This is a genomic window from Xanthomonas sp. CFBP 8445 (assembly GCF_025666235.1).
GTDB lineage: Bacteria > Pseudomonadota > Gammaproteobacteria > Xanthomonadales > Xanthomonadaceae > Xanthomonas_A > Xanthomonas_A indica.
The window spans coordinates 4,651,420-4,663,436 of the sequence record NZ_CP102594.1; the positions used below are offsets into that span (position 1 = coordinate 4,651,420).

General features: G+C 73.3%; 7 protein-coding genes. 4 read left to right on the forward strand and 3 right to left on the reverse strand.

The window, feature by feature from the left end; genetic code table 11:
• The first annotated feature begins 93 nt into the window (after nucleotides 1–93).
• Nucleotides 94–804, forward strand: a complete 711-nt coding sequence (locus NUG21_RS20135) for a response regulator transcription factor (RefSeq protein ID WP_160946972.1) — start codon at nucleotides 94–96, stop codon at nucleotides 802–804.
• A gap of 52 nt (nucleotides 805–856) precedes the next feature.
• Here the strand turns inward: NUG21_RS20135 and NUG21_RS20140 are convergent, their stop codons facing one another.
• Nucleotides 857–2,233, reverse strand: coding sequence for a sensor histidine kinase (locus NUG21_RS20140; RefSeq protein ID WP_263391840.1), 1,377 nt, complete (start codon nucleotides 2,231–2,233; stop codon nucleotides 857–859).
• A gap of 212 nt (nucleotides 2,234–2,445) precedes the next feature.
• Between NUG21_RS20140 and NUG21_RS20145 the strand changes: the two genes are divergently transcribed.
• Together NUG21_RS20145 and NUG21_RS20150 are read left to right on the forward strand one after the other, a co-directional pair.
• On the forward strand, nucleotides 2,446–4,782 hold the full coding sequence (locus tag NUG21_RS20145) for a YadA-like family protein (protein ID WP_263391841.1): 2,337 nt from the start codon (nucleotides 2,446–2,448) through the stop codon (nucleotides 4,780–4,782).
• Between the two features lie 64 nt (nucleotides 4,783–4,846).
• On the forward strand, nucleotides 4,847–6,733 hold the full coding sequence (locus NUG21_RS20150) for a S8 family peptidase (RefSeq protein WP_263391842.1): 1,887 nt from the start codon (nucleotides 4,847–4,849) through the stop codon (nucleotides 6,731–6,733).
• A gap of 293 nt (nucleotides 6,734–7,026) precedes the next feature.
• Here NUG21_RS20150 and NUG21_RS20155 read toward each other — a convergent pair whose 3' ends face one another.
• Entirely contained in the window at nucleotides 7,027–10,344 is a 3,318-nt protein-coding gene (locus tag NUG21_RS20155) for an ankyrin repeat domain-containing protein (RefSeq protein WP_263391843.1), read from the reverse strand.
• On the reverse strand, nucleotides 10,337–10,597 hold the full coding sequence (locus NUG21_RS20160; RefSeq protein ID WP_017909431.1) for a YcgL domain-containing protein: 261 nt from the start codon (nucleotides 10,595–10,597) through the stop codon (nucleotides 10,337–10,339). The genes NUG21_RS20155 and NUG21_RS20160 overlap by 8 nt, the downstream gene beginning before the upstream one ends.
• 218 nt (nucleotides 10,598–10,815) lie before the next feature.
• On the opposite strand from NUG21_RS20160, the gene NUG21_RS20165 reads away from it, so the two are divergent.
• Nucleotides 10,816–12,015: a beta-ketoacyl-[acyl-carrier-protein] synthase family protein gene (locus NUG21_RS20165; protein WP_263391844.1), complete on the forward strand. Its 1,200-nt coding sequence runs from the start codon at nucleotides 10,816–10,818 to the stop codon at nucleotides 12,013–12,015.
• The last annotated feature ends 2 nt before the right edge of the window (nucleotides 12,016–12,017 follow it).

The following is a 12,017-nucleotide window of genomic DNA, read 5'->3' on the forward strand; positions in this document are numbered from 1 at the left end:
GTCTGCCAGCGCCGGTGTTTGCGTTGCGTAATCGCCGCGGAGCTCCGTTCAGGCGCGCGCAAGCCCGCGGCTGCGGCTACACTGCGCCTGCGCATGACTTCCGATCCCGCTGCCGCCGCCCTGCGCACCCTGGTCCTGGAGGACGATCCGATACTGCGCGACCGCATCCTGGTGCCGGGTCTGCGCCGCTTCGGCTTCGCCGCCGACGGCTGCGGCACCGGCGCGGAACTGCAGCAACGGGTGCAGCGCGAAGGCGCCGAGATCGTGGTGCTGGATGTCGGCCTGCCCGACACCGACGGCTTCACCCTGGCCGGCGCGCTGCGCCAGCAGTATCCGGACCTCGGCATCGTCATGCTGACCAGCCTCGGCCAGACCGAGGACCGCATCCGCGGCCTGACCGGCGGCGCCGACGCCTATCTGTCCAAGCCGGTGGAAATCGACCTGCTCGCCGCGACCCTGCACAGCCTGGCGCGGCGCGTCAGCGGGCGCCTGCCCGCGGCGCCGCCGCGCGGACGCTGGCAGGTCAGCGAAGACGGCTGGTGCCTGCTGTCGCCGTCCGGCGCCGCCGCCGCGCTGACCGGCAGCGAACGCCGCCTGTGCCTGCGCCTGTTCGAGCAACCGGGCCTGCTGGTGGCGCGCGAGGCGTTGATCGCCGCGCTCACCGACCGCGTCTACGACTTCGACGCACATCGCCTGGATTCGATGGTGCACCGCCTGCGCAGCAAGGTGCAGCGCCGCTGCGGCGAACCGTTGCCGCTGGCCGCCGTGCACGGCAAGGGCTACATCTTCGATCCCGCCGGCTGACCCGCCGCTCGCCGGCGCGCCGTGTGGCGCGGGCGGTCGAGGCCCGCGTTCTCTACGCCAGTGCCTGCGCCGACACCGGCACCGCATCGGCATGCGGCAGCACGATGCGGAAGCGCGTGCCCACGCCCACCGTGCTGTGCACCTGGATGCGGCCGCCGGCGCGCACCACCAGGTCGCGCACCACCGCCAGGCCCAGGCCGGTGCCGCTGTCGGCCGGCTTGGTGCTGTAGAACGGCTCGAACACCTGTGCGGCCACCTCCGCCGCCATGCCGTGGCCGTCGTCGGCGACCTCGATGACGGTGCCCTCGTCCGCGCTGGACACGGCGATGTCGAAATGGCCGCGGTCGGCGATCGCGTCGCGGCTGTTGGACGCCAGGTTGAGCAGCATCAGGTCGAACTGGCTGCGCTCGAAGCGGATCGGCGCCGGTGCCGCCGGTAGCGCGCAGCGCAGCACGATCCGCGCTTCCAGCAACTGCCGCAGCATCGGCTGCAGCGCCTCCACCGCGGCCGCGGCGTCGAAACGTTCGACATGCTCGGCATCGCGGCGGCTGAAGCGCAGCAGCCGGCGCACGATGGTCATGCCGCGCTCGGCCGATTCCTCCACTGCCGCCAGGCTGTCCTCCAGGTGCGCGATGCGCTGCGCGTCGCTGGCCAGATCGTCGTCGTGGCGCGCGGCGGCGAAGCCGGACATCACCGCCAGGATGTTGTTGAAGTCGTGGGCCAGGCCGCTGGCCATGCGCTCGGTGATCTCGCGTTTCTGCGCGTGGATCAGCTGGGTCTGCGCGCGTTCGCGCTCCTGCATCTCCTGCTGCAGGCGCTGGCCGCGCGCATTGGATTCGCGCAGGCTCTCGCGCAACGCCTCGGTGGTGCGGTCCAGCAGCAGCGCCACCAGCAGGTAACTGAACAGCACCGGCAGCACGTTGAAGAACGCCTGGGCGGGCGTATCGGCGAGTTCCAGCAGCGCGTCATGGCCGACGCCGACGCCGAGCATCAGCAGCAGCGCCGCGAACGTCACCCACAGCGCGCGGCGCCCGAGCACCAGGCCGGCCAGGATCAGCACCAGCATCTGCGCCAGTTGGTCCGGCAGCTGCCGCTGGAAGCCATGGATGGCGGCATTGACCAGCAGCGAACCGAGCATCGCCCCGAGCAGCAGCCGCACGCCGCCGCGCAAGGCGCCATGGCGCACGCGCACGAAGCCGATCGCCGCGCACACCCCGATCAGCAGGCTCATGGTCAACGAGATGACCAGGCCGGGTTGCACGGGCTGCCCGCGCAGCTGCGGCCATGCCAGCACCAGCGCGATCACCAGCGTGACCGGAATGGTTACCGCCAGGAACAGCAGCAGCAACTGGATCACCCGCGCATTGCGCCGGTCCACCTCGTCCATCAGCGGCGCGCGGCCCAGCCAGTTCCAGAACGCCTTCGCCATGCCGCCGTGCTCCATTCCCGTTCAGTGAGAATCCGATGATGATCATGCGAGAACTTGCAGGTGACAAGCCGGTGACGGCGGGCCTAAGTTCGCATGACGGAACGCGCCCGGGGACGACGGCGCGGCTCCCAGACCACTCCTGACCGATGCGGAGGCGCACGCGCGCCGCCGACGTCACCTTCTGCCCTGCCGTTTCCCAGCCCGAGATCGCCATGAACGATTGCACTTCCCTGCGCGGCGCCGCCGCCCGTCATCCGATGCCCCGTGCGACCAGCACCCTGGCCCTGGCCTGCGCGCTGTGCCTGACCTCGACGGCGATGGCGCAGACGCCCACCACCACCACGACAACGGCGGCCGGCACGGCCCAGTCCACCGGCACCGACGCCACGCCCAGCGACGCCAGCGCGACCCCGGCCGCGACCACCTACGATCCCAGCGTCTACTTCAAGGCCACCGGCAGCGCCGACAGCAACGCCGGCGCCGAGGCCGACGGCGACGAAGCGCTGGCCGCCGGCGAAGCCGCCTCGGCGGTCGGCACCGGCACCATCGCGATCGGCGGCGGTGCGGTCAGCTATGCCAACCACGCCCTGGCGGTGGGCCACAACAGCCTGGCCACCGAGATCTCCACCACCGCCATCGGCGGCATGCTCGACGTGGATTACGCGTACCTGCCCGGCGGTGTGACGATCCTGCAGCAGACCTCCGCCACCGGCATGGCCGCGACCGCGCTGGGCGCCGGCGCGCAGGCCAGCGGCAAGTTCAACGTAGCCGCCGGTGCCGGCGCGATCGCCAGCGACCGTTCCAGCGTCGCCGTCGGCGGCATCGTCGACGTGGGCGAAGACGGCTTGAGCAGCGAAGGCATGCAGTTGCAGGCCACCCAGGCCACCGGTCCGCTGTCGACCGCGCTGGGCGGTGGTGCGATGGCCACCGCCTACAACGCGACCGCGGTCGGCGCACTGGCCGAGGCCAGTTCGCAGCGGACCGTGGCCGTGGGTTCCACCGCCGTGGCCAACCAGTACGCGGCCGTCGCCGTCGGCGCACAGAGCCAGGCCACCGCCGAGTGGGCCACCGCCTTCGGCAACGGCGCGCGCGCCTGGGGCGCGCACAGCGTTGCGATCGGTCCCAGCGCGTTCGCACAGAGCGACGACGGCACGGCGGTCGGCCCGGCCGCGCTCGCCCTCGGCGTCGGCTCCACCGCGCTCGGCAACGGCTCCTGGGCTGGCGGCACCCGCAGCCTGGCCCTGGGCGGGGGAATGGTGTGGAACGGCGAATTCTTCCGCGAGACCCCGGTGCTGTTCTACGACAGCATCGCCGTGGGCACCGGCGCGGACGTGTTCGGCGACCAGTCGATCGCGATCGGCCCCGGCGCCCGGGTCGGCAACTCGAAGTTCGTCAACGGCCAAACGACCATCACCAACCACAGCGTGGCGCTGGGCGCCGGCTCGGTCAACGAGCGCGACAACACCGTGTCCATCGGCGCGGTGGGCGCCGAGCGCCAGCTCACCAACCTGGCCGCCGGCACCCTGGACACCGATGCGGTCAACCTGGCGCAACTGCGCAACGTCGCCGCCGCGTTCGGCGCCGGCAGCGTGGTCGACGCCAACGGCACCCTGATCGGCGGCAACTACCTGGTGCAGGGCAACCACTACACCGACCTGGGCTCGGCGATGGGTGCGCTGGACACCGCGCTGACCGGTTTCGGCAACCGCCTGAACACCCTCGGCGGCTCCGGCGGCATCAGCGTCGGCGACGGTGGCGGCGCGGCCACCGCGCCCAGCACCGGTGCCGGCACCAATGCCGTGGCCGTGGGCTCCGGGGCCACCGCCAACGGCAACAACGGCCTGGCGATGGGCGCGCAGGCACTGGCCTACGGTCCCAACGACACCGCCATCGGCGGCAACGCCACGGTCAACGCCGATGGCAGTACCGCGGTCGGCGCCAACGCCCGCGTCGCCGCGGTGGCGACCAATGCGGTGGCGCTGGGCGAAAGCGCCAACGCGTCGGCGGCCTCGGCCACCGCGCTGGGCCAGGGTGCTTCGGCCAGCGCCGCGAACTCGGTGGCGCTGGGCCAGGGCGCGGTCGCCAACCGCGCCAACACGGTGTCGGTGGGCAGCGCCGGCAACGAGCGCCAGGTCGCCAACGTCGCCGCCGGCAGCGCCGACACCGACGCGGTCAACGTGGCGCAGATGCGCGCCGGCAACAGCGCCACCCTGAGCAGCGCCAACGCCTACACCAACACCCGAATCACCGCGCTGGACGACAGCTTCAACCAGTTGCGCACCGACACCGAACACCGCCTCGACGGCATGGACCGGCGCATGGACCGGCTCGGCGCGATGAGCGCGGCGATGCTCAACATGGCGGTCAACGCCGCGGGCACGCAGAGCCCGCGCGGGCGCGTGTCGGTCGGCGCCGGCTTCCAGGGCGGGCAGCAGGCGCTGTCGATCGGCTACGCCCGCAAGCTCGGCGAGCGCGCCTCGTTCAGCCTGGGCGGCGCCTTCAGCAGCGGCGAGTCCTCCGCCGGCATCGGCGTGGGCATTGACCTGTGACCCAACGCGGCGCCGCGTGCGGCGCCGTTTTCTTTCTTCTCACTTCTCTTTCCAGGATCTGCAGATGATGTCTTCCAATACGCTCGCCGCTGCCCTCGCCGCCATCCTGTTCGCCGGCGCCGCGCAGGCGGCGACTCCCACCATCGGCCTGGGTGGCGTGCACGGCCCGATGCCGCAATCGGCCAGCCCCAACGACCTGGGCCAGCGCTTCATCGTCAAGACCCGCGACGGCGGCACCCAGGCGCGCAGCCTGCTCGCCACCACCCTGAGCAGCGCGGTGGCGCGCAGCGGCATGCAGCGCGCGCAGATCGCCAGCAACGGCCTGACGCTGCGCAGCGCGGTCAGCGCCAAGGTGCTGCGCGACATGGCGGTGCCGGGCTGGCACGTGGTGCAGACCTCGCGTCACCTCAGCGACAGCGAACGCACCGCCTTCATCAACGAACTCAAGGCCGACCCGTCGGTGGTGTCGGTGCAGGTCGACCGCCTGTACCGGCGCCTGGACGAGGCCAGCGTGCGCCTGCCGGCGGCGATGGCGGCCGCCGCCTCCACCACGCCCAACGATCCGGCCTACGCCAAGCTGCAGTGGAACTTCCACGACCCGGTCGGCGGGGTCAACGCCGAAGCCGCCTGGACCCGCTCCACCGGCAAGGGCGTGGTGGTGGCGGTGGTCGACACCGGCGTGGTCAAGGACAACCCGGACCTGGCCGCCAACGTGCTGCCCGGCTACGACATGATCACCGACCACCGCGTCTCGCGCCGCGACACCGACGGCCGCGCGGCCGGCGGCTACGACCTGGGCGACTGGGTCGAGGCCGATTACTGCAATGCGCTGGGCGGGTCCGGCAACGCGGCGGAGCCGAGCTCGTGGCACGGCAGCCATGTCTCCGGCACCATCGCCCAGGTCACCAACAACAACCTGGCCACCGCCGGCCTGGCCTACGACGCCAAGATCGTGCCGGTGCGCGTGCTCGGCTCCTGCGGCGGCTTCGGCAGCGACATCGCCGACGGCATGCTGTGGGCCGCGGGCCTGCCGGTGGCCGGCCTGCCGACCAATCCGAACCCGGCCGAGGTCATCAACATGAGCCTGGGCAGCGGCGGCCCGGACACCTGCCCGCAGATCTACCAGGACGCGATCGACCAGATCAACGCCAAGGGCACGATCATCGTGGTCGCCGCCGGCAACTCCAATGCCGATGCCGCCACCTACACCATGTCGTCCTGCAACGGCGTGATCAGCGTCGGCGCCTCGCGGGTCAACGGCGGCCGCGCCAGCTACTCCAACTACGGCACCCGCGTGGACATCGCCGCGCCGGGCGGCGGCGGCGACGTCGACGGCAATCCGAACGGCTACATCTTCCAGGTGCTCAACGGCGGCACGCAGGGCCCAACCAGCGACTGGCAGATCGGCGGCATGGCCGGCACCTCGATGGCGTCCCCGCACGTGGCCGCGGCGGTGGCGATGGTGCAGAGCGTGGCCAAGACCCCGCTCAGCTGGACCGGCATGCGCGATCTGCTGCGCGCCAGCGCGCGGCCGTTCCCGGTGGCGATCCCCACCACCACGCCGATCGGCGCCGGCATCCTCGACATCGACATGCTGCTGCAGATGGCCACCACCCCGCCGTGCGATCCCTCGGACAGCAGCTGCGTGCCGCCGACCAAGACCCTGGTCAACAAGGTCGAGATGCGGGGTATCGGCAGCCAGGGCGGCGACAGGCTGTACAGCTTCCAGGCCGCGGCCGGCACGGCGGTGAGCTTCATGACCTTCGGCGGCACCGGCAACGTGGCGATGTACGTGGCGGCGGGCAAGACGCCGACCAGCAGCAGCTACGACGCGCGCTCCACCCGCGCCGGCACCACCCAGACGGTGCGCCTCACCCCGTCCAGCGCCACGACCTACTACGTGCGCCTGAGCGGCAGCTACAGCGGCCTGACCGTGGTGGCGCGGCAGTAAACGCCCGACCGCGCGGCGGCGCCGTTCGCCGCCGCGCAACGTGCGCGGGAGGAGGCCCTCCCGCAGCGGTTCCGACAGCAGCGACGTACCCACCATGACGCATTCGCCCGCCCTCCGGCGGGCATTTTTTTGGGGCGCTGCGGCGCACCGCGCTGCCGCAAGCCCCCCTCCACCGGGAGAGGGATTGGGGTGAGGGTGCGGCACGAGACGCAGTGCAATGGGCGAGGCGTGGCGGCGCCCTCCCCTCATCCGGCCCTCAGGGCCACCTTCTCTCGCTGGGAGAAGGAAAAGCGCTAGCGGCTTTCGCGCAGGAACCGCGCCATCGACGACACCCCCGGCAGCGCCGGCTGGAACTGCCCGGCGACGTCGACGAAGCCGCGCATCACCGCGATCTCGCGCGGGGTGCGGTTCAAGGTATCGCGCAGTTCCGGATCGGCGCCGGCGCGCAGCAGGCGCTGCACCAGCAGCGGCAGGCCGTGCAGCGCGGCCAGGTGCAGCGGACCGAAGCCACGCGGATCCTGCACCTCCAGGCTGACGTCCTCGTCGAGCAGACGCTCGACGCCGGCCAGCACCACCGGCTCCTCGCAGGCCGTGCCCGGTTCGGCGCGCGCGCCCAGCAACAGCAGCAGCGGCGTGACCCCGCCGGCGGAGCCGCGGTCGGCCTCGGCGCCCGCCAGCAGCAAGGTGTCCAGCAGGGCCAGCAGGCGGGTCTTGTCGCGCGCGGTGAAGCCGTACAGCGCCGCGCAATGCAGCGGCGCCAGTTGCTGGGCGTCGCCGGCATGCACGTCGGCGCCGGCGGCCAGCAGCCGCGCGGCGATGTCGGGCAGGCCCAGCGCGCAGGCCAGCATCAGCACGGTGACCCCGCCGGGCAGGCGGTGTTCGATCTGCGCGCCGGCCTGCAGCAAGGCCGCGACGATCTCGGTCTGGCGCATGCTCACCGCCGCCGACAGCGGCGTGGCGCCGCTGGCCGCGGCGTGCTGCAGATCGGCGCCGCGCGAGAGCAGCAGCTTCACCGCCGCGGCATGGCCACCGCCGGCGGCGCGCAGCAGCGCGGTGCAACCCTGCGCGTCCACCGCATCCACCGGCAGGCCCAGGTCGATCAGGCGGCGGATCGCCTCGGCATCGCCGACCATCGCCGCGGCCGGCACGTCGGCCTCGCGCAGCGGGCGCCGCGGCAGCGGCCAGGTGCGCCAGTCCAGCCAGTCGGCCAGGTCGCGGCGGCCGCTGGCCAGGGCCACGCCGAGCGGGGTCTGGCCGTCGGCGGCGCGCGCGTCCGGCGAGGCGCCCTGCTGGATCAGCAGTTTCAGCGAGGCCTCGCGGCCCAGCGCGGCGGCCAGGTGCAGCGCGGTCATGCCGTGGCTGTCGCGGGCCTCGCGGTCGGCGCCGCGTTCGAGCAGTTGCAGTTGCAGGCGCAGCCAGCCCAGCCGCACCGCCAGCGACAGCGGCGGATCGCCGGCCGGCGATGGCGCGAATGGATCGGCGCCGCGCTCGAGCAGTTCCAGGGCGAACTGTTCCAGCGCGCGCGAGGCGTGATCGTGCTGGGCGCAGGCGGCGAGCAGACGGGTCAGGCCGCCGCGGCCGGCCGGCGACACGCCGTGGCGCAGCATCGCCTGCAGGCTGGGCACCGCCTCCACGCCGCGCGAGAGCAGCGCGAACATCGGGGTGTCGCCGCAGGCATCGAGCACCTCCGGCTCGGCGCCGTGCGCCAGCAGCCAGTCCACCGCCTGCGCGTTCAGCGCCAGCGGCGCATCGTGCAGCAGCGCGCCCAGTTCCTCGGCCGCGCACAGCCGCGCCAGCGCGGCCAGGCCGTCGCGCGGCTGGCCCAGTTGCAGGCCTTCGCGCAGCAGTTCCAGCGGCGGCCGGTCGGGCAGGCCGGCGGGGCCGGTTTCGCCCTGGCCGTCGCTGACCGCGGCCGGCAGCGGATAGTCCGGGTCCAACGCGGACACGATCGCCCAGCGCCCGGCCTCGGCGGCCAGGTCGACCGCGCGGCGGCCGCTCTGGTCCGGTTGCGCCGGCGCCACGCCCAGCTCCAGCAGGCGCCGGATCAGGCCGGGGGCGACGTGGTCGGCGGTGCAGGCCAGCAGGATCGCGTTGCGGCCGTCGCCATCGACCGCGACCAGGTCCGGCTTGTGCGGCAGCAGCCGTTCCAGCACCGCCACGCGACCGTGGCGGGCGGCTTCCAGCCACGGCGTGCGGCCCAGCGCATCGCGCGCTTCCAGGTTGGCGCCGGCGCCGAGCAGGGCCTGCACGATCTCCACGTGGCCGGCCTGCGCCGCCTCGTGCAGCGCGCTGCGGCGCTGGCGATCGCGCGCGTCGACCCGCGCCTTGTGCTTGAGCAGCAACTGCACGCCGGCCGGATCGTCTTCCTCGGTGCCGGCGGCGGCCAGCAGCACCGGGCTGGCGTCGGCCGGCTCCGGCTTGGCGCCGCGCTCGAGCAGGAACTTGGCCATGCGCCAGTTGCCGACCTGGCAGGCCACCGCCAGCGGGGTCAGGCCGTCGCGGTTGGCCGCGTCCAGTTCGGCGGCGGCGTCGCGCAGCAGCGCGGCCACGCCCGGATCGGAACTGCGCGCGGCGTGATGCAACGGGGTGTTGCCGTCGCCGTCGCTGGCGCGCGGGTCGGCGCCGTTGGCGAGCAGGGTCATCACCGCTTCCGGGCGGCCATGCCAGCTGTCGCGGGTGGCGGCCAGCAGCGGGGTCATGCCCAGGTGCGGGCGATTGACGTCGACCCCGCGCACGATCAGTTCGCGCAGCAGGCGCAGGTCCGGCAGCACCGCGGCCAGCACCGGCAGGCTGCGCTGGTCGCGCCACTCGGCGGCGGGCAGCGCATGCGGATCGGCGCCGGCCTGCAGCAACTGCAGCGCGCGGTCGACGCGGCCGCCGCGGGCGGCGTCGTACAGCGCCGCATGCAGTTCGTCCTGCGCGGGCGCCGGCTCGTCGGCGCGCGGCGCGGTGTTGGCGCTCAATTCGGCGAACAGGTCGGCGGAGGACACCGGCGGGGTCAGCGTCTGCGGCGGTGCCACCCGTTGCAGGCCGGCATGCAGCAGCGGCGACAGCAGCGCATAGGCCAGCGCCAGCGGCCAGCGTGCGGCGTCGGCGAGCAGTCCCGGCCAGGCCAGCACCACGCCGAGCCCGGCCAGCACCAGCACCAGCGCGGCCACCGCCAGACCGCGCCAGGCCTGCACGTCTTGCTGCGCCAGCGCGTGCCAGCGCGCGCCCAGCGCGCCGTCCTCGCAGTCGCTGGCGTGCCACAGCGGCCAGGTCCGCCACAGGCCGAGCAGTGCGGCACTGGCGGCCACGCTCAGCGCCAGCGCGGCGGCCAGGCTGCCGCTGTCGTGCAGGGCCGCCAGCGGCCAGGCCACCAGCACCGCGACCAGCGCCATGCCGCCGGCCCACAGCGCCAGCAGCGGCGCCACCGCGCCGATCAGCTCGCGCGCGGCACGCGGACGCGGCCGGCTGCCGCGGTGCCAGGACAGCGCCAGCGCGAACGCCGGCTGCGCCAGCCAGGCGCCTAGTGCGGCGGCCAGCGGGCCGAATCCGGCGGCCAGCGCCAGCACCGCACCCAGCGCGGCGGCGAGCATCGGCGCGCGCGCGCGGAGAAAGGAGTCAGTCATCGTGTCGATCGGTGGTGCCGGGCAGGGACGGCGGCAATTGCAGATGGAAGCCGCAGCCGGCGAGGTTGGCGCGCACCGCGGCCGGATCGGCGCGGGCCAGCGTGCGTTCGGCGGTCAACGCCACCTCGAGCACGAACGCCAGCGGCTGCAGCGACGCCAGCAGCGCCGGCGGCAACCGGCCGAAGTCGTCGCGGGCGGCGAGATACAGATAGGTGTCCGGCTTGCGTTGGCTTTTGTAGACGTAGGCTTGCATGCCCGTGGCGTGCGCCTGGCGTGGAAAGGCAAGCGATTGTGGAGGAAATGCGCCAGCGGCGAAAGCGCACGCCGGCCGCGCGCTGAACGGATCCAGGGCAAGCGCGCCATTCACGTTCGCGTCGTTGGCGTTTCACGGCATGACCGAATGCGTCGATATACTGCGGTAACTGTCCTTGTATGGAATACCGCGTGACCGAAGCGTCCTCGTCGCCCCGCATGGCTCCCGTGGCCATCCGTGCCTACACCGCGACCAATGCGCTCGGCAGCGGACTGCAGGCCCAGGCCGCGGCGCTGCGCGAGGGCCGCAGCGGCCTGCGTCGCAACGATTTCGGTCCGCAACCGCTGGAATGCTGGATCGGCCGGGTGGATGCCCTGGAAACCGCCGCGCTGCCGGAGGCCCTGGCCGCATGGGAATGCCGCAACAATCGCCTGGCCTGGCTGGCGCTGCAGCAGGACGGCATGGCCGACGCGGTCGCCGCCGCGGCGCAGCGGCATGGCGCCGACCGGGTGGCGGTGGTGATGGGCACTTCCACCTCCAGCATCGGCGCCAGCGAGGAGGCCTACACCCGGCTCGATCACGATGCGGACGGTCCGCGGCTGCCCGCCGACTTGGATCGGCCGATCGTGCACACCCCGCATTCGCTCGGCGACTTCGTGCGCGCCGCCACCGGCCTGCGCGGCCCGTGCATCACCGTCGCCACCGCCTGCTCGTCCAGCGCCAAGGTGTTCGCCCAGGCGGCGCGGCTGATCGCCGCCGGCGTGGTCGATGCGGCGCTAGTCGGCGGGGTGGACACGCTGTGCGGCAGCGTGCTGTTCGGCTTCAACTCGCTGCAGGTGGTGTCGCCGGAGCCGTGCCGGCCGTTCGACGTGCGCCGGGTCGGGCTGTCGCTGGGCGAGGCCGGCGGCTACGCGCTGCTGGAACGCGCCGATGCCGCCGACGCGCCGCCGGCGCAGGCGCTGCTGTGCGGCTACGGCGAATCCAGCGATGCCCACCACATGTCCGCGCCGCATCCGCAGGGGCTGGGCGCCGGCCTGGCGATGCGCGGTGCGCTGCAACGCGCCGGGGTGGATCCGGCCGAGGTCGGGTATCTGAACCTGCACGGCACCGCGACCCCGGCCAACGACAGCGTCGAGGCCGCCGCGGTGGCGGCGCTGTTCCCGCCGACCCTGCACGCCAGTTCGACCAAGGCCTGGACCGGGCACACGCTCGGCGCCGCCGGCATCGTCGAGTCGGTGTTCGCCCTGCTGGCGCTGCGCGACGGCCTGCTGCCCGGCACCCTCAACAGCGAACTGCCCGATCCCGCCTGCGGCCCGCAGATCCGCTTCGCCACCGCCCATGCACAGGTCCGCTACGCCATGAACAACTCCTTCGGCTTCGGCGGCAACAACTGCTCGCTGCTGTTCGGCCGCGCATGAAC

What these genes read in the sequence shown, in the direction of transcription:
- NUG21_RS20155 (WP_263391843.1), bottom strand. Translation starts at nt 10,344, where the DNA reads ATGACTGACTCCTTTCTCCGCGCGCGCGCGCCGATGCTCGCCGCCGCG.
- NUG21_RS20135 (WP_160946972.1), top strand. Translation starts at nt 94, where the DNA reads ATGACTTCCGATCCCGCTGCCGCCGCCCTGCGCACCCTGGTCCTGGAG.
- NUG21_RS20140 (WP_263391840.1), bottom strand. Translation starts at nt 2,233, where the DNA reads ATGGCGAAGGCGTTCTGGAACTGGCTGGGCCGCGCGCCGCTGATGGAC.
- NUG21_RS20150 (WP_263391842.1), top strand. Translation starts at nt 4,847, where the DNA reads ATGATGTCTTCCAATACGCTCGCCGCTGCCCTCGCCGCCATCCTGTTC.
- NUG21_RS20165 (WP_263391844.1), top strand. Translation starts at nt 10,816, where the DNA reads ATGGCTCCCGTGGCCATCCGTGCCTACACCGCGACCAATGCGCTCGGC.
- NUG21_RS20145 (WP_263391841.1), top strand. Translation starts at nt 2,446, where the DNA reads ATGAACGATTGCACTTCCCTGCGCGGCGCCGCCGCCCGTCATCCGATG.
- NUG21_RS20160 (WP_017909431.1), bottom strand. Translation starts at nt 10,597, where the DNA reads ATGCAAGCCTACGTCTACAAAAGCCAACGCAAGCCGGACACCTATCTG.